The following is a 20,963-nucleotide window of genomic DNA, read 5'->3' on the forward strand; positions in this document are numbered from 1 at the left end:
AACACCTCCCCGGGCCGGGCCCGCAGGCCGCACCCGAGGTCCCCCGGCGGAGCAGCGCCGGGGGGTCAGGCCGTCGTGACCTCGGTCGATGCGCGGGCATCCCGGCCCGGCGCGCGTCGGGCCGGGTCCCCGTCGCCGTCGTCGCCGGCCGGGGCGTCCGCCGGGCGCTTTGCCGCCGGGTCGCCGTTCCGGCCCGCCGCCGCGTCCAGGTCGCCCCGGTCCGGGGCGCGCCCGGACCCGGCGGGGCGGCCGTTGGCCGGGCCGCCGTCGACCGGCTGGGTCCGGTCGGTGGAGTGGTCGAGCACCCGCAGCGCCGCGAGGGCCGCCATCGGCACCACCAGCGCTCCGGCGGCCCCGGCGACGTCGAGCGCGGAACCGCTGAGCGCCCCGCCGATGCCGGCGGCCACCGCCGTACCGGCCATCGCGGCCCGCATCGCCGGGTAGATGCCGAACAGCCGCATCAGGCCGCCCCACGGCTGGAGCAGCGCGAACCAGACCAGCAGGGCGCCGGCCAGGGCCAGCACGGTCAGCGGGCTGTTCACCAGCGTCTCGAAGTTGGCGCTGCTGGAGCGGTGCACGGTCAGCCCGCCGGTGCCGTCGCCGAGCGCGGCCAGGAACCGGCCGAGGCTGCCCCGCTCGGTGGCCGGCCGACGCAGGTCGATCACCGCGTAGCCGATGGTGAGGGCCAGCCCGGCCATGGTGGCCCAGGCCAGCCGGCTGACCGTCAGCCAGCCGCCGGTGCTGATCGCCGCGGCCACGCTCACCCCGGCGGTCAGCGCGATCGCGCCGATCGAGTCCGCCCCCAGGTACGGGCTGCCGACCACCACCACGGCGAGCCCGCCGACGGCGACCACCACCATGGGCCGCCACTGGCGACGGACCCGCTGGGCCAGCCAGCCGGCACAGAGCAGGGACCCGGCGATGAACACGCCGAGCCCGATGGTGCCCAGGCCGGCGAACCGGCCGCCCTGCAGGGCCGAGTAGCCGACCACCCCGTTGAGCTGCAACCGGGCCCCGGTGAGCACGTCGGCGGCGACGACGAGGGCGGCCAGGCCGGCGACCGCGCCGAGCGGGCCGAGCGTCGAGGCGTGCCCGGGGGCGAACCGGACGGCGGCGGTCCCCCCGACCACCAGCAGCGCCGTCACGGTGGCGAACCACCAGCCCGCGTGCTCGCCGCGCCACCACGGCACGACGTCGGCGAGCAGGGCCGCCGGCACGGCCAGGGCGGCGGCGACGAGCAGCAGTTCCACGGCCGCCACCACCCGCCGGGGCACCGGGGCGGGGCCCACCGGCCCGGCGTGCCGGCGGGCGCGGCGCAGCAGCGGCAGCACCACGAGGGCGAGCAGCACCTGCGCCCCGGCGAGCAGGGCGAAGAACCAGCCGGCGACCCGTTGCTGGGCGGCGGACTCCCGGTCCGCGTCGGCCGGCGCGGCGAGCGCGGACGGCAGGTCTCCCGGCCGGCCGTCGACGGAGACCGCGGGCCGGCCGAGGAACAGCCGCTCCGGCATCGGGCGGCCGAGCGCGGCGAGGGCGGTCGGTGCCAGGTCGACCAGTTGCAGGTAGCCCTCCCGGCCGGTGGTCGGCGAGGTGAGCCAGCCCCGCTCCCAGCCGGGGCCGTCGGCGACGGCGACGTGCAGCCGCGACGGCAGGTCGGTGTCGGAGACCCCGGCGACCAGCACCAGGGACCGTGGGGGCCGGGCGGCGAGCACCCGGGCCAGGTCGGCGTCGGCCCGGCGGGCCTGCGCGGCCCGCGCCGCCGGGTCCTCGCCGGAGACGGTGCCGAGGTCGACGATGCTCAGCACGCAGGAGCCGAGCAGTGGGGCCGGGTCGTCCGGCAGCACCGCGGCGTACCGGTCGACCCGACCGAACGGGCGGGCAGCGGCCACCGCCGCCCCGGGGCCGACCGCGACCGAGCAGCGCACCGACTCCGACAGCGAGCCGGGCACCGCGCCCCAGGACAGGCGCCGCTGGTTGTGCTGCACGACGCCCTCCTGGTCGGGCAGGTTCGCGCCGATGCCGTCGGGCTGCTCCACGGTCACCCCGACGGGCGGGCAGGCGCCCGTGCCGCGGCTGCCGTTCCAGGCGGCGAAGTTGCCGGCGCCGAGGGTCAGCCAGCCGTCGACGGGGCAGGTGGGCCGGTGCGCGGAGCGCACCGACAGGGAGCCGATCGAGCCCTCCTGCGCCATCCGCCACAGCGTCGGGGTGGTCTGCGGGTCCACGTCGTCCCAGCGCAGGCCCGCCACCCCGGCGAGGACCACGAAGTCGGCGGTGCGCCGGGGTGCCTCGCCGGCCGGCCGCGCGGCGAGGGCGGCGACGCCGAGAACCACGACCAGCAGGGTCAGCAGGACCGGCGTGACTCTGCGCAGCATCACCGATGTCCCGTCGACGGGGCGTCGGCGTCGGGGGTACCCGGAGCGGGGGCGTCGGGGGCCAACTCCGCGTAGAGCGCGGCCAGCTCCGCGACCGTGTCCGCCTCGGTGGGCCAGGTCCGGGCCCGCTGTGCCCCGGCCCGGCCCAGCCCGGCCCGGCGGGCGTCGTCGTCGAGCAGTTCCCGCACCGCGGCGTCGACCGCGTCCACGTCGCCGGGGGGCACCAGCACGGCCGCGTCGCCGACCAGCTCCGGCAGGCCGCCGACGGCGGTCGCCACCAGCGGCACGCCGGCATGCAGCGCCTCCTGGGCGAAGAGTTGGCGGGCCTCCCAGTCGCTGGTCACCACGGCCAGGTCGGCGCCGGCCAGCAGGTCGGCCACGTCGGTGCGGTGCCCGAGCAGGGTGACCGGGGCGCGGGCTGCGGAGACCCGGGCGGCCAGCGGCAGGTACGCCGGCCCGCTGCCGGCGATCACCACGACCGGCGGCGGGGTCCGGTTGCGCCACCGGGCGGCGGCGTCGATGAGCACGTCGTACCGCTTCTGCGGGTGCAGCCGGCCGACCGAGACGATCAGCGGCTGGTCGGCGGCCACCCCGAACTCGGCGCGGACGGCGGCCCGGCGGCGGCGCGGCGCGGGCAGTGCCGGCGCGGCGACCGGGGCGAGCCGGGCGTCGGTGGCGCCGAGCGCGGCGGCCCGCTCGACCAGGTCGGTCGAGGCGCCGAGCGCGACCCGGGCGCCCCGGGCGACGATCCGCTCGGCGAGGCGGGACAGGCCGCCGCGCAACCCCCGGGCGAGGACCGCGTTGTGCCAGGTGACCACCAGTGGGGCCGCCGGCCGGGAGAGGACGGCGACCAGCCCGGCGCGCAGCCCGTGCGCGTGCAGCACGGCGACGGGCTCGGCGGCCAGCGCGCGGCGCAGCGCGACGACCGCCCGGGCGTCGGCGGGGGTGGGGCTGGCCGGGATCTCCACCGGCCGGAACCGGGCACCCACGCCAGTGAAGTCGAACTGTTCCTCGGTGGCGGCCGGACCGCAGACCAGCACCGGGGTGCCCGCCTCGGCGAGCCCCCGGGCGACGGAGCGGACGTGCTGACCGACGCCGCCGGTGCTGGAGGCGAGCAGCAGTGCCACGGTGCCGTTTCGGCGGACGTTCGGCGTCGCGTCCGTCACCGCGACCACCCCCGGCCCGCCACCGCCGTCGGCCCGCCGCACGTCGTCGCGCTCACCCGGACACCGTCTCCTTTCCGTCGCCCCGTTCCGGGGGGACCACGCCCTCCTGCCGAGGCCCGTCGGCCCGCCCGGCTCCCCGGCCCGCCCCGCCCAGCCGGCGGCGCACGGCGGCCAGCAGCGGCCGGACGTCCCGCCGGTCGGTCAAATACACGACGGAGAGGAACGCGACGCCGACCACGGCTGCGGACAGCATGCCCTGCACGAGTGCCGCCGGTGCCGTCGGGGTGCCGTCGCCGGCCCCGGCCAGCGCCCGGGCGACGCCCGCCCCGGCGAGCGCGCCGAGCGCCCCGCCGAGCAGCCCGGCCACCCCGGCGCGGGCCCCGCCGGCCAGCGTGGCAGGCCCGGCCGTGCGGCGCACCGCGACCAGCAGCAGGGCGCCGAGCAGCAGCATCCCGGCCGAGTTGGCCAGGGTCACCGCGAGCACCCGGTCGGCGCGGGGCAGCAGCGCCGCCAGCGGGGCGACGGCCAGCGGCACGGCGAGCCAGCCGACGGTGATCGCGGCGGTGGCCGGCCGGGTGTCGCCCCGGGCGTACAGGGCCCGGGAGAGCACCGCGAACAGCCCGTAGCCGAGCAGCCCGGGGGCGAAGCCGGCGATCCCGGCGGCGACCGGGGCAGGGTCGTCCGGGCGAAAGAACGCGGCGACCGGCGCGGCGGTGCCGGCCAGCGCCGCCGCGCCGAGGCAGCTGAACAGGAACACCCCGCGGGTGGTCGAGGCGAGGGTGCCCCGGTACGTCTCCTCGTCGCCGGCCGCGGACGCCGCCGCCAGGGTCGGGTACGCGGCGACCGCGAGGGGCACGGCCAGCACCGCCCAGGGCAGCAGGTACATCGTCTGGGCCAGATTGAGCACCTGGAGGGAGCCGGTGGGTCCGCCGGAGGTGCTCCTGATGAGCACCGCGAGGGCGATTTGCTGGGCGGCGACGGTGATCACACCGGCCATCGCCAGCCCGCCGACGCGGGCCCGGGCGTCGGCGCCGAAGGCGTACCCGGGGCGCGGCCGCAGGCCCAGCCGGCGCAGCGGGATCAGCAGCGACAGCGACAGCACCACCACCCCGAGGGTGGTGCCGCCGGAGAGCACCAGTTCGCCACCCCGGCTCACTCCGGCGACCGTGGCTCGGCGCCCCTCGGCCGCGCCGAAGGCCAGGTACACCGCGATCACGGTGAGGCTGGACAGCAGCGGGGCGATGACCGGCCAGGCGAAGCGGCGGTGCGCCTGGAGCACCCCGGTGAGCACGATGCCGATGCCGTAGAGCGGCAACTGGGGGGCGAAGACCCGCAGCATCCGGGCGCCGGCGGCCAGCTCCGCCGGGCTGCGCCCGGAGCTGAACGCCTCGACGATCGGCCCGGCCAGCAGCGCGACCGCCACGGCCAGCGGCACCAGCAGCGTCACCGTCCAGGTCAGCAGCGCCCCGGTGGTCGCGGCCACCGTCCGCCGGTCCCCCGCCGCGACCGGGCCGGCCAGCAGCGGTACGACCAGGCTCGCCAGCGCCCCGCCGGCCACGATCTCGAAGATGATGTTGGGCACGGTGTTGGCGACGACGTACATGTCACCGAGGTCGCCGAAGTCCAGCGTCCAGGTGAACACCAGGGTGCGGCCGAAGCCGGCGAGCCGGCTGACCACGGTGAGTACGGCGATCAGCGCGGCCGCTCCGGCCACCCGGCCGGCGCCGGCGAGGGGTGCCGGGGTCTTCACGTCAGTCGGTGCGCCGGCCCAGTGCGTCCAGCTCGCGCAGGCCCGGGGTGGCCTGGATGACCTGGGTGAAGCTGACCTTCTCGCTGGCCGCGGTGAGCCCGGCGAGCACGGCGAGCACGGCGGCCCGGCCGAGCGGCCCGGTGCGGGCCGCGAGGGCCACCCCGAGCACCGCGCCGAGCGCGTTGGCCCCGCCGTCGCCGACCATCACCTGTTCGTCGAGGTCCTCGCCGAGCAGGCCGGCGGCGGCGCCCACCGCACCGGCGGCGATCCCGCCGTGCGGGCCCCCGGCCAGCGGCGCGCCGAGCAGCAGGCCGGACTTGAGTGCCCGGCCCGGCCGCAGGTCGAGCAGGTTGAGCAGGTTGGCGGTGCCGGCGATCACCCCGGCGCCGAGCAGCACGTCGACGGTGCGGCCGACCGCGCCGTGGCGCTGCCGGCGGGGATGGGCGGCGACGGTGGAGTCGGCGGCGAGCAGCGCGGCGGCGCCGAGCCCGGCCGCGCCCACTCCGACGATCTTGACGAGGCCGGCGGTGACCCGCCCCTCCCGCAGCGCGGCGAGGTGCCCGGCGAAGCCCTTGGCGGCCCGCTGCTCCGGCCGGGCGCCGACCACGTCGTCGTAGACGCCGACCGCTCCCCCGCCCACGCCGGCCACCAACGCGGCGGCTCCGGCGGGCCCGCTGGGCGCGCCGAACGCGCCGGCCGCCGCGGCACCGGCGGCGAGCGCCGGGCCGGCGGCCAGGGTGAGGGTGCGGCCCCGGAAGTTGGTGCGTTCCAGGGCCGGGGCGACCGGCGAGGTGCGCACCTCGCGCAGCGCGTACCGGGCGGCGGCGGCGCCGGCCCCGGCGATCAGCAGGCGGCCCAGCAGGCTCACGCGGTCACCCCGTTCAGGACGCCGCGGTCGCCGCGGGCGGGATCGGACAGCCGGGTACGTCGTTCGCTCACTGGGGCATTCTAGGCACCAGCGCGGCCGCGTTGTCGCCCACGCCGTACTGGCCGGCCTTCTTCTCGACGACCTGCTGCACCAGCGCCAGGCTGGTGGCGAGCTGACCCTGCGTGGTGTTGGCGTCGTCGACGGTGGAGATGGTCTGCGACAGCACCGGGTCGCCCCGGACCACCGCCACCACGTTCCCGCCGGCCGAACCGGTGCCGGCCACCACGATCGCGCCGGCCCGGTCGAACTGCTCGGCGACCTTGACCACCGACTCGTCCTTCTTCACCGAGTCCTTGTCCACGTACGGCTGCCCGCTGACCAGCACCACGGCCTCGGCGGGCCCGGTCACCTTCGCGTCGGTCGTCAGGTACCCGGCGTTGGTGTACGACGCCAGCACCGCCTTGCGGTCGGCCTCGGTGACGGGGGTGCCGCCGGCCCGGTCCAGCAGGACGCTGGCCAGCAGGGCGCTGGAGGTCTCCACGCCGTGGCCGTTGCCGGGCAGGCCGGAGGCGGGGGCGCTGGGCCGGGCGGCGGTGACGGCCAACTCCATCAGGTTGCTGTTGTTGTCCGGGTTGATGAACTTGTCCTGGAGGTCGACCCGGCCGGTGAGGGTCGCCCCGGCGGTCTGGAGCATCTTCAGCACGCCCTCGGTGTGCTCCCGCTTGTTCGGCAGGGTGACCAGCACCACCCGGCGGCCGGTGAGCTTGCTCGGCAGCACCACCTGCGCGATCTCGGCGGCGAACTGCTCCTCCATCTCCAGTTCCTTCTGCATGTCGTTGACCTTTTGGCGCATCAGCTGGTTGTCCTTGCTCAGCCCGTTCACCCGCTCCTTGAGCGAGTCGGCCACCGGGCCGTTGAGTGCGGCCGTACCGACCACCAGGCCGATGGCCAGGGCCAGGAAGACCGCGGTCAGGGACACCACGTGGTAGCGGAAATTGATCACGCTTGCAGCCTCTTGATCGGTCGGGAGCTAGAAGAACTGGCCGAGCTGGAACACGAAATTGTTCCACCATTCGCTGACCACGCCCAGGTACGCCTTGCCGACGGTGGAGACCGCCACGGCGGAGGCCATCGCCGCCACCGCCGCGAGCACCAGCAACAGCAGGGAGGAGCCGGAGATGCTCTGCCGGTAGAGCCGGCTGACGCCCTTGGCGTCCACCAGCTTCCCGCCGACCTTGAGCCGGGTGAGGAACGTCGAGGCCATCCCGCCCCGGCCCTTGTCGAGGAACTCGACCAGGGTGGCGTGGGTGCCGACCGCCACCAGCAGCGAGGCGCCCTTCTCGTCGGCCAGCAACATCGCCAGGTCCTCGCTGGTCGCCGCCGCCGGGAAGGTGATCGCCGGGACGCCCAGCCCGTTGACCCGGGGCAGCCCCGGCGCCCGCCCGTCCGGGTACGCGTGCACGATCACCTCGGCGCCGCAGCGCAGCACGTCGTCGGTGACCGAGTCCATGTCCCCGATGATCATGTCGGGGGTGTAGCCCGCCTCGACCAGCGCGTCCGCCCCGCCGTCCACGCCGATCAGCACCGGCTTGAACTCCCGGATGTACGGGCGCAGCACGTCCAGGTCGGCCTTGTAGTCGTAGCCGCGCACCACGATCAGGCAGTGCCGGCCCCGGACCTGGGTCTGGATGTCCGGCACGCCGACACCGTCGAGGAGCAGGTCGCGTTCCTGCCGGAGGTAGTCCATGGTGTTGGCGGCGAACGCCTCCAACTGCACCGACAGCCCCTCCCGGGCGTCGGCCATCGCCTTGGCCACCGTCTCGGCGTCCTGGAGGGCACCGTGCGCGACCGGCGCGCCGCCGACGTACACGGTGTTGCCCTCGATCCGGACGGTGTCGCCCTCCCGGACCTGCTCGAAAATCCCCTCACCGAGGTCGTCCAGGAGCGGGATGCCGCCAGCGACCAGCACCTCGGGGCCGAGGTTCGGGTACCGGCCGGAGACCGACGGCTTGGCGTTGAGCACCGCGGCGACCCCGACGGCGACCAGCGAGTCGGCCGCCACCCGGTCCAGGTCGACGTGGTCGATGATCGCGATGTCGCCCGGGCGCAGCCGGCCGACCAGGCGCTTCGTCCGGCGATCAAGGCGCGCGGTGCCGAGGACTGTGTCCGGTTCCGCGTTCCGGTTCCGGCGCAACGTGGGTAGACGCATCGTGACCATCCTGGCATGTGAGGCAGGCTTTTCTGTCGCGACATGCCTGGGCAGGGCCGCCTACCCAGGGAAGCACACCGCAGCGCACACTGGTGTGCCTGCGCTCACAATCGGCCGCGGTCAGGGCCGCCTTTCCCGAGCCGCGACGGCCAACAGCTCCTCCGCGTGGGCGATACCCAGATCCGAGTCCGGCAAACCCGCCAGCATCCGGGCCAGCTCGCGGGCCCGCGCGGTGTCCTCCACCACCCGCACCCCGCTGGTGGTCACCGCGCCCCCGATGTCCTTCGCCACCACCAGGTGCCGGTCGGCGAACGCGGCCACCTGCGGCAGGTGGGTGACCACCAACACCTGGTGGCTACGGGCCAGCCGGGCCAGCCGACGGCCGATCTCCACCGCCGCCTGGCCGCCGACGCCCGCGTCGACCTCGTCGAAGACCAGGGTGGGCGGGCCGCCGGAACCGGCGAAAACCACCTCGATGGCGAGCATCACCCGGGACAGCTCACCGCCGGACGCGCCGCGCTGCAACGGCAGCGACGGTGCCCCGGGATGGGCCAACAGCCGCAGCTCCACCTCGTCGCCGCCGTCCGGGCCCACGCCGACCTCGACGCCGTTGACCGGCAGGCTCGGCTCCGACTTCCCCACCGGCCGGGGCAGCACCGCCACCTCGATCCGGGCGTGCGGCATGGCCAGCCCGGCCAGCTCCACGGTGACCTGTTCGGCGAACCGGGCAGCCGCCTCCTGTCGGGACGTCGACACCCGCCCGGCCAGCTCGGTCACCTCACCGGCCAGCCGGGACGCCTCCCGGTCCAGCTCGTCGAGGAACTCGTCGGAAATGTCCAGGTCGGACAGCCGGGTGCGGGCCCGCTCCGCCCAGGCGACCACCCCGTCGACGTCGTCGGCGTACTTGCGGGTCAGCCCCCGCAACGCCGCCCGCCGCTCGTAGATGGTCTGCAACCGCGCCGGGTCGGCGTCCAGCGCGGCCAGGTACGTCGACAGCTCGGCGGAGACGTCGGCGACCAGGGTCGCCGCCTCCTCCAACCGAACCGCCAGGTCGCCCAGGGCCGCGTCGGTGCCGGCCTGCGCCTCCAGCGTGCGCCGGGCCAGCCCGAGCAGCGCCGTGGCGTCCGGCGTCTCGTCGGTCGGCTCCGCGCCGCCGGCCACGCACTGGTGCGCCGTCTGCGCCGCCGTGCGCAGCCCCTCGGCGTGCTCCAGGCGCTGCGCCTCCGCCCGCAGCTCGTCGTCCTCGCCCGGCTGCGGGTCGACCCGGCTGATCTCGTCCAGCCCCAGCCGGAGCAGGTCGGCCTCCTGACTGCGGGCCCGGGCGTTGCGCCGCCGGTCGGCCAGGTCGTCGACCACCGTCCGCCACCGGGTGTACGCCTCGCGCAGCGCGTCGAGCAGCTTCTCGTGCTCCGGCCCGGCGAACCGGTCCAGCGCGGCCCGCTGCTCGGCCGGCCGCAGCAGGCGTAGCTGGTCGGACTGGCCGTGCACCGCCACCACCTGCTCGCCGACCTCGCCGAGCATCGCCACCGGCATGCTGCGCCCGCCCAGGTGGGCCCGGGAACGCCCCTCCACGGTGACCGTCCGGCTCAGCAGCAGCGCGCCGTCGTCGTCGGGCTCGCCGCCGGCGTCGGTGACCCGGGCGTGTACGGCCGCCGCGATCCGGCCGGCGAGGCGCAGCCGCCCCTCGACCAAGGCGCGACCCGGCTGGGCGCGCACCCGGCCGGCGTCGGCCCGGCCACCGAAGAGCAGGCCGAGGCCGGTCACCACCATCGTCTTGCCGGCACCGGTCTCGCCGGTGATGACGTTCATCCCGCCGGTCAACGGCAGCGTGGTGTCCTCGATGACGCCCAGTCCGGTGATGCGCAGCTCTTCCAGCACAGCACCCGACAGTAGACGCGGTCCCCGACAGTTGACCAGCCGGCGCGGCCGGAACGCGGCGTCGACCCGGGCGACCGCCCGCCCGGCCCACCGCCGGCCAGCCCGTCCGACCCGCTGGTCACCGCAGGCGGGCCACCGGGGAGACCTCGCTCACCTTCGGTTGCCCCGCCAGCCGTGCACCGGCAGCCCGAACTTCGCCACCAGCCGGTCGGTGAACGACCGGGCCCGCAGTCGCACCACACGCACCGGCAACGCGCCGCGACGCACCGTGACCCGGGCGCCCGGCGGCAGGTCGTACACGCGCCGGCCGTCGCAGCAGAGCACGGCCAGGGTGGTGAACGGGTCCACCGTGATCGAGAACGTCGACGTGGGCGCCGTGACCAGGGGCCGGCTGAACAGCGCGTGCGCGCTGATCGGCACCAGCAGCAGCGCCTCCACCTCGGGCCAGACCACCGGCCCGCCGCCGGAGAACGCGTACGCGGTGGAGCCGGTCGGCGTGGCGCACACCACGCCGTCACAGCCGTACCGGGACAGCGGCCGGCCGTCCACGTCGACGAGCAGCTCCAGCATCTGGGCCCGCTCGCCCTTCTCGACGCTGATCTCGTTGAGCGCCCAGGACTCGATCGTCGGACCGCCGTCGAACTCCGCGGTCACGTCGAGGGTGAGCCGTTCGTCCACCGTATAGTTCCGCTCGACCACGTCGCGCACCGCCACGTCGAGGTCGTCGATCTCCGCCTCGGCGAGGAAACCGACCTTGCCGAGGTTGATGCCGAGCAGTGGCACCCTCGTCGGGCGGGCCAGTTCGGCCGCGCGCAGGAACGTGCCGTCCCCGCCGAGGGCGAAGACGATCTCCGCACCCTGCGCGGCCTCCGGGCCGGTCACCGGCACCACGCCGGGCAGGTCCAGGTCCTCGGCCTCCTCGGCCACCACCCGCACCTCGAAGCCCGCGGCGATCAGGTCCGCCGCGACCGCCCTGGCGTGCTCGGTGCTGCGGCGCCGACCCGTGTGCGTCACGAGCAGCGCGGTACGACTCACCGAATCCACCCTCCGCCCGCGACCGCGGGGCTCGCAAGCTCACTCCTCACGCTCACCCTGCCATCCCCGCTCGCGGCTGCGGGGCTCGCAAGCTCACTCCTCACGCTCACCCTGCCATCCCCGCTCGCGGCTGCGGGGCTCGCAAGCTCACTCCTCACGCTCACCCTGCCACCTCCTCCGGGGCCGTTTCCGGCTCCTGCGGGGTCGCGTCCGGCGTGGCGCCCGACGGGGGCGGGCCCTGCGGGCCGGCCGCCACGACGGCCCGCACCCGCCGCGGGTCGGCCGCCGGCGCGCCCCGGCGTAACCATACGAAGAACTCGACGTTGCCGCTCGGCCCCGGCAGGGGACTCGCGGTCACGCCCGCCAGCCCCAGGCTGAGCGTGGCCGCCGCCGCCGCCACGTCGAGGACGGCCTCGGCACGTAACGCCTCGTCGCGGACCACCCCGCCGGCCCCGACCCGTTCCCTGCCGACCTCGAACTGCGGCTTGACCATCAGCGCCAGGTCACCGTCGGGCCGGGTGCAGGCGGCCAGCGCCGGCAGCACCAGCCGCAGCGAGATGAACGACAGGTCAGCCACCGTCAGGTCGACCTCTCCGCCGATCACCTCCTGCGTCAGGGTGCGAACGTTGGTGCGTTCGAGGACGCGTACCCGCTCGTCGGTGCGCAGCGACCAGGCGAGCTGGCCGTATCCGACGTCCACGGCGACCACCTCGGCCGCGTCGGCGCGCAGCAGCACGTCGGTGAAGCCGCCGGTCGACGCGCCGGCGTCGAGGCAGCGGCGGCCGGCCACCGCCAGGCCGCCCGGGACGAACGCGGCCAGCGCGCCGGCCAGCTTGTGCCCGCCCCGGGAGACGTACTCCGAGCCGGGGTCGGCGCCCGTGACCAGCAGCGGGTCGGCGGGATCGACCATCGCGGCGGCCTTGCGGGCCGGCACGCCGCGGAGCTGGACCCGCCCGGCCTCCACGAGCGCGGCGGCCTGTTCCCGGGAGCGGGCCAGCCCGCGGCGGACGAGTTCGGCGTCGAGCCGGGTGCGACGTGCCATGGAACGGTTCTCCGGTCGGTCAGGACTGGTCGATGGTGGCGAGCGTCTCGCGCAGCGTCTGGTACGCCGCCTCGTACTGCGGGATCTGGTCTGCCGGCGAGAGCGCGGCGGCGTTCGCCATCGCCTGGACGGCGGCGTCCACCGCCGGGTGCCGGACCTCCCCGTCGTCGTCGACGGCGACCGGGCGCGGCGGCGGGCCAGGTCGGGGACCGGGCGGCGGCGCGGGCCGAAACGGCGTGCTCACCGCCCGGTCCGACCCGTCACGGGTACGCTCACGCCGCACCGCCCGGCTGCTGCTTGCGCGGCGGCACCGCCTTCACCGGCCGGGCCGGCTCCCCGCCGCCCGCGTCGGCACCGGTGCGGCTCACCGTGGCCGGCGGCTTGCGGGCGATGGTCTTCTTCGCGACGGCCTTCTTGGCCACCGTCTTCTTCGCCATGGCCCGCGTCGCCACCGTGTCCGTGGCGACGGGGCCCGTGGGCTCCGCCGCGCCGGCCGCGGGCGGGGCGGCGGGCTCCGCCGCGCCGGCCGGGAGCGCGGGCCCGACGGGGCCCGCCGCGGCCTCCCGGAGCTGACGCTCCAGCTCGCGCACCCGGCGGGTCAGCTCGGCCACCTCGTCGGCGGTGGCCAGCCCCACCGCGCCGAGGGCCCGGTCCACCTCGAAGCGCACCAGCTTGGTCAGCGCCTCCCGGTTGGCCACGCCGGTCGAGACCAGTTCCTCGGCCAGGGCCTGGAGCTGGGTGGCTGTCGCCTCGCCGGAGCCGACCAGCCGGCGCACGACGTCCTGGGCCTTCTTCCGGGGCGCCTCCGTCAGGCCCATGGCCAGTCCGAGGTAGGCGCGCCACGCGTCCTGCATGCCTGAGTCCTTCCGCGGGGTGGGATTCCAGGTGTCACGCTACCGGGCGCCGCGCGACGTCCATTGCGGTACGGTGCCGGGAAACGGGCGTGGCGAGCGTGAGGAGACGATGTGGCCAGCGTGGACGAGTGCCGGCAGGCGTTGCAGGATCTGGCCGCCCGGCTGGACCGCAACGCCGAGACCGTACGGGAGCGGATCGACCTCGACCGGTCCCTGGCCTGCCGGGTGACCGACCTGGGTGCCGCCTTCCACGGCCGGCTCACCGACGGCCGGCTGCTCGACCTGACCGACGGCGACGACCCGAAGGCGAAGATCGCGCTGAGCACCAGCAGCGACGACCTGCTCGCCCTCGTCCGCGGCGAACTCGACGTCACCCGGGCGGTGGCGTCCAAGCGGGTCTCGATCAAGGCGAACCCGTTCGACCTGCTGAAGCTCCGCAAGCTGCTCTGACCGTCGCGGCGTTGGCGCCCGCGCGGCGTGCACCGCCGGCCGGGACGCCGGCCCCCGTCGCGCTCGCGCGGGGGCCGGCGTCCGGATCAGTCCGTCAGGCCGAGGGCCGCCAGCGCCTCGGTGGCCTCCGGCGAGCCCGGCCGGACCGTGGGGCCGGCGTCCGCGGCCCACGCGACGGCGCAGAGCGCGGCCAGGGCGTCCAGTGCCCGGCCCGACCCGGTCAGCTCCAGCGCGCCGTCGTCGGTCACGGTCGCCGACCAGCCGCCCGTCTCCGGGTCGCCGGGCACCCGGACCACCGCCGCCGGGTCGAACAGCCCGGCCAGGTCGGCCGAGACGTACGTCGGGCGGCGCGCCGGGGCGGCGGCCAGCAGTTCGGCCACGTCGCTGACACCGGTGAGCACCAGCAGGCTGTCCAGCCCGGCCCGCCGCGCGCCCTCGATGTCGGTGTCCAGCCGGTCGCCCACCACCAGGGTGCACCCCTCGCCGGCCCGGCGGGCGGCGGTGGCGAACAGCGCCGGCTCGGGCTTGCCCACCACCACGTCCGGGTCCCGGTTCAGCGCGGTGCGCAGCACGGCCACCAGCGATCCGTTGCCCGGCAGCGGGCCCCGCCCGCTGGGCAGGGTTCGGTCGGTGTTCGTGGCGATCCAGGTGGCGCCCGCCCGCACCGCCAGCGACGCCTCCGCCAGGTCCGTCCAGCAGACCTGCGGGCCGTACCCCTGCACCACCGCGGCCGGGGCGTCGTCGGCCCGGGAGACCGGGCGCAGCCCGACCGCGCCGACCTCGGCGCGCAGCGCCTCCGCGCCCACCACCAGGACCGCCGAGCCGGCGGGCAGCCGCTCCGCCAGCAGTTCGGCGGAGGCCGCGGCGGAGGTCAGCACCTCCTCCGGGGTGGCGGGCACGCCCATCCCGGTGAGCAGGTCGGCGACGTCGCTGGAGCGGCGGGACGCGTTGTTCGTGGCGTACGCGATCGCCCGGCCCTCAGCACGCAGCCGAGCCACCGCCTCGACCGCGCCGGGGATCGGCCGGTCGATCAGGTAGATCACCCCGTCCAGGTCGAAGACGACCAGCGAGTACCCGTCGGCCAGCCGACCCTCTGCGTCCGTGGTCACCGCTGGTCCGCGCCCTGCTCACGGTCGCCGGTCGGCTCCTCGCCGCGCGCCGACCCGGTCCGGGGCGCGACGGTGTCGGCCTCGTCGTCGGTCAGCTCGTCCTTGGCCGGGTCGTCGGTGCGTCGCCCGGCGTCGTCGTCCTCGTCCTCGTCATCGTCCTCGCGGTCGGCAGCGGCGTCCGGCCCGTCGGGGTCGTCGTCAAGGTCGTCGGCACCGAGGCCGTCCTCGTCGTCGTCCCGGTCGGCAGCGCCGGTGAGGTCGGCGTCCGGCTCGGCCGGCACCGCGCCCGGGCTCCCCGGCCCGGCGGCGATCTCCTCGGCCGGCTCGTCGTCCTCGTCGTCGCCCTCGATCAGCACCCCGTCGAGTTCCAGCAGCCGCTCGGCCGCGTCGGTCTCGCCGTCGGTGTCGACGTCGGCCGCCCGGGAGAACCACTCCCGGGCCTCCTCGCGCCGCCCGACCGCGAGCAGCGCGTCGGCGTACGCGTAGCGAAGGCGGCCGGTCCACGGCTCGGTCGCCTCGCTCGTCAGCTCCCGGACCTGGAGCATCGCCACCGCGGCGTCCTTCTGGCCGAGGTCACCACGCGCGCCGGCGGCCACGATCAGCAGCTCGATCGCGACGGCCTGGTCCAGCTTCTCCTGGTCGGCACCCCGGAACAGGTCGATGGCCCGTTCCGGCCGGCCGAGCGCACGCTCGCAGTCGGCGAGCACCGCCAGGTGGCTCTGCAACCCGGTCATCCGGTGGTACGTGCGCAGCTCGGCGATCGCCGTCTGCCACTCCCCCGCGTGGTACGCGGCCAGCCCGACCGCCTCCCGGACCGCCGAGATCCGCGACGCGAGCCGCCGGGCGGCCATCGCGTGCGCCAGCGCCTCGGCCGGGTCCTCGTCGATCAGCTGGCCGGTCGCGACCAGGTGCCGGGCGACGGTGTCGGCCACCGGCTTGGCCAGCGAGAGCAGCTCGGCGCGGACGGTCGAGTCCAGGTCGGTCGCGACGATCTCGTCGGGCAGCGCGGGCGCGTCCCCGGTACGGTCGCCCTCCGCCGCCCCTGCGCGGTCCCGCCGGTCCTCGCGGGCGGGGCCGGCACCGTAGCCGCCCTCCCGCCGCCGATCCTCGAACCCACGTCGGTCGTCACGGCGCGGACGCTCGCCCTGACCGGCCCGGTCCGCACCCCGGAAGCCACCCTCACGGTCGCCACCACGGAAGCCGCCCTCGCGGCGGTCGCCACCGAAGCCACCCTCGCGACGCTCCCCGCCCCGGAAGCCACCCTCACGGGGGCCGCCCTCACGCGGACCGGACCGGAAACCGCCCTCACGACGGTCACCACCACGGAAGCCACCCTCACGCGGAGCACCGTCACGGGGTCCGGAACGGAAGCCACCCTCACGCGGGCCACCCTCACGACGGTCCCCGCCACGGAAACCACCCTCGCGACGGTCACCACCCTGGAAACCACCCTGCCGGCCGTCACCGTCACGGCGGAAGCCACCCTCGCGACGTTCCCCGCCACGGAAGCCACCCTCACGCGGGGCACCATCACGACGGTCCCCACCACGGAAACCGCCCTCACGCGGGGCACCGTCACGGGGTCCGGAACGGAAACCACCCTCACGTGGGGCACCCTCACGACGGTCACCGCCACGGAAACCGCCTTCGCGGCGGTCACCACCCTGGAAACCACCCTGCCGGCCGTCACCGTCACGGCGGAAGCCACCCTCACGCGGACCGGAACGGAAACCACCCTCACGGCGGTCACCACCGAAACCACCCTCGCGGCGCTCCCCGCCACGGAAGCCACCCTCACGCGGGGCACCATCACGGGGTCCGGAACGGAAGCCACCCTCACGCGGGGCATCACGACGGTCCCCACCACGGAAACCGCCCTCACGCGGGCCACCCTCACGACGGTCACCGCCACGGAAACCGCCTTCGCGGCGGTCACCACCCTGGAAACCACCCTGCCGGCCGTCACCGTCACGGCGGAAGCCACCCTCACGCGGACCGGAACGGAAACCACCCTCACGACGGTCACCACCGAAACCACCCTCGCGGCGCTCCCCGCCACGGAAACCGCCCTCACGCGGGCCCGAGCGGAAACCGCCCTCGCGGTCACCGCCGCGGAAGCCACCCGGACGGCTGTCACCGTCACGACGGGAGCCGCCCTCACGGTCGCCGCCGCGGAAACCGCCCTCACGCGGGCCGCCGTCACGCGATCCGGAGCGGAAGCCGCCCTCCCGGCGGTCACCGCCACGGAAGTCCCGGCCCTCGCCTCCCGGTGCCCCGCGGAAGCCACCGTCCCGGCTGTCGCCGTCCCGGCGGTAACCGCCGCCGGCGGAGCGGGAGTCGTCACGGGAACCACCGCGGTACCCGCCCTCGCGGCGCTCCCCACCACGGAAGCCACCGTCACGGCCGCCCTGGCCGCCCCGCGGGCCACCGGATCGGTCGTCGCGGTCGCCGCGGTACGGGGGGCGGTCATCGCGTCGGGGCGCCCCGTCACGTCGGTCGGAGCGGTCTTCGTAACGACGAGGACGCTCGCCGTCGTGCGGTCCTGAACTCACAGGTACATCCTTTCTGATTGCGCCGGAACCGACGCTACGCAGTCGAGGGCCGACCCGGATGGGGCGGCCCTCGACTGGAAAGAATGTCCGGCGGTGTCCTACTCTCCCACACCCTCCCGAGTGCAGTACCATCGGCGCTGGAGGGCTTAGCTTCCGGGTTCGGAATGTAACCGGGCGTTTCCCCTCCGCCATGACCGCCGTAACTCTATCGACATATCAAACAACACCAACACAACTGGTCTGTTGTTCATTTGCCGAGAGTTGCACAGTGGACGCGTAGCAGCTTAGTAATCAAGTCCTCGGCCTATTAGTACCGGTCAACTCAACCCGTTACCGAGCTTACATCTCCGGCCTATCAACCCAGTCGTCTAGCTGGGGGCCTTACCCCCTCAAAGAGGGGTGGGATACCTCATCTTGAAGCAGGCTTCCCGCTTAGATGCTTTCAGCGGTTATCCCTTCCGAACGTAGCCAACCAGCCGTGCCCCTGGCGGGACAACTGGCACACCAGAGGTTCGTCCGTCCCGGTCCTCTCGTACTAGGGACAGCCCTTCTCAAGTATCCTACGCGCACGGCGGATAGGGACCGAACTGTCTCACGACGTTCTAAACCCAGCTCGCGTACCGCTTTAATGGGCGAACAGCCCAACCCTTGGGACCTGCTACAGCCCCAGGATGCGACGAGCCGACATCGAGGTGCCAAACCATCCCGTCGATATGGACTCTTGGGGAAGATCAGCCTGTTATCCCCGGGGTACCTTTTATCCGTTGAGCGACACCGCTTCCACTCGCAAGTGCCGGATCACTAGTCCCGACTTTCGTCCCTGCTCGACCTGTCAGTCTCACAGTCAAGCTCCCTTGTGTACTTGCACTCAACACCTGATTGCCAACCAGGCTGAGGGAACCTTTGGGCGCCTCCGTTACCCTTTAGGAGGCAACCGCCCCAGTTAAACTACCCACCAGACACTGTCCCTGAACCGGATAACGGCCCGAAGTTAGATACCCAAATCAACCAGAGTGGTATTTCAAGATTGCCTCCACCCATACTGGCGTATGGACTTCACCGGCTCCCACCTATCCTACACAAGCTAATTCGGATACCAATGTCAAGCTATAGTAAAGGTCCCGGGGTCTTTCCGTCCTGCCGCGCGTAACGAGCATCTTTACTCGTAATGCAATTTCGCCGGGCCTGTGGTTGAGACAGTGGGGAAGTCGTTACGCCATTCGTGCAGGTCGGAACTTACCCGACAAGGAATTTCGCTACCTTAGGATGGTTATAGTTACCACCGCCGTTTACTGGCGCTTAAGTTCTCCGCTTCGCCCCGAAGAGCTAACAGGTCCCCTTAACGTTCCAGCACCGGGCAGGCGTCAGTCCATATACATCGAATTACTTCTTCGCATGGACCTGTGTTTTTAGTAAACAGTCGCTTCCCCCTGCTCTCTGCGGCCATACAACGCTCCACCCGCAAGGGGCTTCACGTCTCCGGCCCCCCTTCTCCCTAAGTTACGGGGGCAATTTGCCGAGTTCCTTAACCACAGTTCGCCCGATCGCCTCGGTATTCTCTACCTGACCACCTGTGTCGGTTTGGGGTACGGGCCGCTAAGAACTCGCTAGAGGCTTTTCTCGGCAGCATAGGATCACTGACTTCACCTGAATCGGCTCGGCATCACGTCTCAGCCACATGTGTTGCGGATTTGCCTACAACACGGCCTACACGCTTACCCCGGCACAACCACCGGCCGGGATCAGCTACCTTCCTGCGTCACCCCATCGCTTGACTACTACCCGCCAGGTTCCCACGCTCCCCCAGATCAGTCCGAAGACCTCACCAAGATCGGATGGTTAGCACAACGAAGTTCATCAGGGACGCTCTTTCGCGGGTACGGGAATATCAACCCGTTGTCCATCGACTACGCCTCTCGGCCTCGCCTTAGGTCCCGACTCACCCAGGGCGGATTAGCCTGGCCCTGGAACCCTTGGTCATCCGGCGGAAGGGTTTCTCACCCTTCTTTCGCTACTCATGCCTGCATTCTCACTCGTGCCGCGTCCACAACTGGGTCACCCCGCTGCTTCACCCCCGGCACGACGCTCCCCTACCCATCCACACACCTGCACGCACCATCAAGGGCACGCGAGATTAAAATGTGAATGCCACAGCTTCGGCGGTGTGCTTGAGCCCCGCTACATTGTCGGCGCGGAACCACTTGACCAGTGAGCTATTACGCACTCTTTAAAGGGTGGCTGCTTCTAAGCCAACCTCCTGGTTGTCTATGCGACCCCACATCCTTTTCCACTTAGCACACGCTTAGGGGCCTTAGCTGGTGATCTGGGCTGTTTCCCTCTCGACTACGAAGCTTATCCCCCGCAGTCTCACTGCCGCGCTCTCACTTACCGGCATTCGGAGTTTGGCTGATTTCGGTAAGCTTGTGGGCCCCCTAGACCATCCAGTGCTCTACCTCCGGCAAGAAACACGCGACGCTGCACCTAAATGCATTTCGGGGAGAACCAGCTATCACGGAGTTTGATTGGCCTTTCACCCCTAACCACAGGTCATCCCCCAACTTTTCAACGTTGGTGGGTTCGGCCCTCCACGCGGTCTTACCCGCGCTTCAGCCTGCCCATGGCTAGATCACTCCGCTTCGGGTCTAGGACACGCGACTGAACGCCCTATTCAGACTCGCTTTCGCTACGGCTCCCCCACACGGGTTAACCTCGCCACATGCCACTAACTCGCAGGCTCATTCTTCAAAAGGCACGCCGTCACCCCGCAAGGCTCCGACGGATTGTAGGCGAACGGTTTCAGGTACTATTTCACTCCCCTCCCGGGGTACTTTTCACCATTCCCTCACGGTACTCGTCCGCTATCGGTCACCAGGAAGTATTTAGGCTTACCAGGTGGTCCTGGCAGATTCACGGCAGATTACAGGGGTCCGCCGCTACTCGGGAACACCCACAGAAGACCAGCCACTTTCACCTACCGGACTCTCACCGCCTACGGTCAGCCATTCCAGACTGTTCGGCTAGCAACTGGCTTTATAACTCCTCGAATGCATGTCAGTACACTCAGCAGGGTCCCACAACCCCGACCACGCAACCCCTGACAGGTATCACACGCAACCGGTTTAGCCTACATCCGCTTTCGCTCGCCACTACTCACGGAATCACTCTTGTTTTCTCTTCCTACGGGTACTGAGATGTTTCACTTCCCCGCGTTCCCTCCACACACCCTATGCATTCAGGTGCGGGTGACATCACATGACTGATGCCAGGTTTCCCCATTCGGACACCCTGGGATCACAGCTCGGTTGACAGCTCCCCCAGGCCTATCGCGGCCTCCCACGTCCTTCATCGGCTCCTGGTGCCAAGGCATCCACCGTTCGCCCTTGACAACTTGACCACAAAGATGCTCGCGTCCACTGTGCAATTCTCAACAAACGACCAACCCACAACCCACAGCCCCACACCAAACCCGACAACCGCCGGCGGTATGCGAGACCAGGCCATGCCTGGCAGACTCCCGAAGCACACAACCTCGGACCAGTCTCTGAAACAACAACCAACGGTTGTTCCTTCAGGACCCAACAGGGTGCTCTACGCCATCCCCCAGCCGCACCAGGAGCAAACCGTTCCCACCACCCCAAAAGGCAGCTGTACTAGACGCCCCGGCCGTTGCCGAAGAAAAAC

The 20,963-nt window shown here is 72.9% G+C and carries 15 protein-coding genes and 2 rRNA genes; 2 read left to right on the forward strand and 15 right to left on the reverse strand.

Annotation, left to right across the window (positions count from 1 at the left end; translation table 11 throughout):
- Window positions 1–65: 65 nt before the first annotated feature.
- The 11 genes from OOK41_RS22795 to OOK41_RS22845 all read right to left on the reverse strand — a co-directional run bounded on the left by OOK41_RS22795 (window position 66) and on the right by OOK41_RS22845 (window position 13,171).
- On the reverse strand, window positions 66–2,369 hold the full coding sequence (locus tag OOK41_RS22795; RefSeq protein WP_266266646.1) for a hypothetical protein: 2,304 nt from the start codon (window positions 2,367–2,369) through the stop codon (window positions 66–68).
- Window positions 2,369–3,535, reverse strand: coding sequence for a glycosyltransferase family 4 protein (locus OOK41_RS22800; protein WP_266266647.1), 1,167 nt, complete (start codon window positions 3,533–3,535; stop codon window positions 2,369–2,371). Before OOK41_RS22800 ends, OOK41_RS22795 begins: the two co-directional genes overlap by 1 nt.
- A gap of 52 nt (window positions 3,536–3,587) precedes the next feature.
- Window positions 3,588–5,285: a murein biosynthesis integral membrane protein MurJ gene (gene murJ, locus OOK41_RS22805; protein ID WP_266266648.1), complete on the reverse strand. Its 1,698-nt coding sequence runs from the start codon at window positions 5,283–5,285 to the stop codon at window positions 3,588–3,590.
- A 1-nt stretch (window position 5,286) separates the two neighbouring features.
- On the reverse strand, window positions 5,287–6,153 hold the full coding sequence (locus OOK41_RS22810; RefSeq protein WP_117673006.1) for a hypothetical protein: 867 nt from the start codon (window positions 6,151–6,153) through the stop codon (window positions 5,287–5,289).
- A gap of 67 nt (window positions 6,154–6,220) precedes the next feature.
- Window positions 6,221–7,156, reverse strand: a complete 936-nt coding sequence (locus OOK41_RS22815) for a copper transporter (RefSeq protein ID WP_117673004.1) — start codon at window positions 7,154–7,156, stop codon at window positions 6,221–6,223.
- Between the two features lie 27 nt (window positions 7,157–7,183).
- The gene (gene steA, locus OOK41_RS22820) at window positions 7,184–8,362 is read right to left on the reverse strand and encodes a putative cytokinetic ring protein SteA (RefSeq protein WP_117673002.1); all 1,179 of its coding nucleotides are present in this window, start codon (window positions 8,360–8,362) and stop codon (window positions 7,184–7,186) included.
- A 120-nt stretch (window positions 8,363–8,482) separates the two neighbouring features.
- Window positions 8,483–10,240: a DNA repair protein RecN gene (gene recN, locus OOK41_RS22825; protein WP_266266649.1), complete on the reverse strand. Its 1,758-nt coding sequence runs from the start codon at window positions 10,238–10,240 to the stop codon at window positions 8,483–8,485.
- Between the two features lie 150 nt (window positions 10,241–10,390).
- Window positions 10,391–11,275, reverse strand: a complete 885-nt coding sequence (locus tag OOK41_RS22830; RefSeq protein WP_117672998.1) for an NAD kinase — start codon at window positions 11,273–11,275, stop codon at window positions 10,391–10,393.
- A gap of 160 nt (window positions 11,276–11,435) precedes the next feature.
- Window positions 11,436–12,317 carry a TlyA family RNA methyltransferase gene (locus OOK41_RS22835; protein ID WP_266266650.1) on the reverse strand — a complete coding sequence of 294 codons (882 nt, stop codon included), beginning with the start codon at window positions 12,315–12,317 and terminating at the stop codon, window positions 11,436–11,438.
- Between the two features lie 19 nt (window positions 12,318–12,336).
- Window positions 12,337–12,561 (reverse strand): hypothetical protein, encoded by a 225-nt coding sequence (locus tag OOK41_RS22840; protein WP_117673032.1) that lies wholly within the window; start codon window positions 12,559–12,561, stop codon window positions 12,337–12,339.
- Window positions 12,562–12,589: 28 nt separating this feature from the next.
- The gene (locus OOK41_RS22845; protein ID WP_117672994.1) at window positions 12,590–13,171 is read right to left on the reverse strand and encodes a phasin family protein; all 582 of its coding nucleotides are present in this window, start codon (window positions 13,169–13,171) and stop codon (window positions 12,590–12,592) included.
- A gap of 111 nt (window positions 13,172–13,282) precedes the next feature.
- Between OOK41_RS22845 and OOK41_RS22850 the strand changes: the two genes are divergently transcribed.
- Window positions 13,283–13,621 (forward strand): SCP2 sterol-binding domain-containing protein, encoded by a 339-nt coding sequence (locus OOK41_RS22850; RefSeq protein WP_117672992.1) that lies wholly within the window; start codon window positions 13,283–13,285, stop codon window positions 13,619–13,621.
- Between the two features lie 86 nt (window positions 13,622–13,707).
- Here the strand turns inward: OOK41_RS22850 and OOK41_RS22855 are convergent, their stop codons facing one another.
- Both OOK41_RS22855 and OOK41_RS22860 read right to left on the reverse strand, forming a co-directional pair.
- The gene (locus OOK41_RS22855) at window positions 13,708–14,730 is read right to left on the reverse strand and encodes an HAD-IIA family hydrolase (protein WP_117672990.1); all 1,023 of its coding nucleotides are present in this window, start codon (window positions 14,728–14,730) and stop codon (window positions 13,708–13,710) included.
- Complete coding sequence (locus OOK41_RS22860) at window positions 14,727–15,581, reverse strand: Replicase polyprotein 1ab (protein WP_266267942.1); 855 nt, start codon at window positions 15,579–15,581, stop codon at window positions 14,727–14,729. Before OOK41_RS22860 ends, OOK41_RS22855 begins: the two co-directional genes overlap by 4 nt.
- Before the next feature lie 57 nt (window positions 15,582–15,638).
- On the opposite strand from OOK41_RS22860, the gene OOK41_RS22865 reads away from it, so the two are divergent.
- Window positions 15,639–17,276 carry a hypothetical protein gene (locus OOK41_RS22865; RefSeq protein WP_266266651.1) on the forward strand — a complete coding sequence of 546 codons (1,638 nt, stop codon included), beginning with the start codon at window positions 15,639–15,641 and terminating at the stop codon, window positions 17,274–17,276.
- Between the two features lie 91 nt (window positions 17,277–17,367).
- On the opposite strand, the gene rrf is transcribed toward OOK41_RS22865, so the two are convergent.
- Together rrf and OOK41_RS22875 are read right to left on the reverse strand one after the other, a co-directional pair.
- A 5S ribosomal RNA gene (rrf, locus tag OOK41_RS22870) occupies window positions 17,368–17,484 on the reverse strand.
- Window positions 17,485–17,569: 85 nt separating this feature from the next.
- Window positions 17,570–20,676, reverse strand: a 23S ribosomal RNA gene (locus tag OOK41_RS22875).
- Window positions 20,677–20,963: the final 287 nt, after the last annotated feature.

Source organism: Micromonospora sp. NBC_01655, assembly GCF_026339755.1.
In the GTDB taxonomy this organism is placed as follows: Bacteria; Actinomycetota; Actinomycetes; order Mycobacteriales; family Micromonosporaceae; genus Micromonospora.

Bases quoted from the DNA above. Each gene is read 5' to 3' on its own strand.
- OOK41_RS22795 (WP_266266646.1), bottom strand. From the start codon at position 2,369: ATGCTGCGCAGAGTCACGCCGGTCCTGCTGACCCTGCTGGTCGTGGTT.
- steA (WP_117673002.1), bottom strand. From the start codon at position 8,362: ATGCGTCTACCCACGTTGCGCCGGAACCGGAACGCGGAACCGGACACA.
- OOK41_RS22835 (WP_266266650.1), bottom strand. From the start codon at position 12,317: ATGGCACGTCGCACCCGGCTCGACGCCGAACTCGTCCGCCGCGGGCTG.
- OOK41_RS22845 (WP_117672994.1), bottom strand. From the start codon at position 13,171: ATGCAGGACGCGTGGCGCGCCTACCTCGGACTGGCCATGGGCCTGACG.
- OOK41_RS22860 (WP_266267942.1), bottom strand. From the start codon at position 15,581: ATGGCCGCCCGGCGGCTCGCGTCGCGGATCTCGGCGGTCCGGGAGGCG.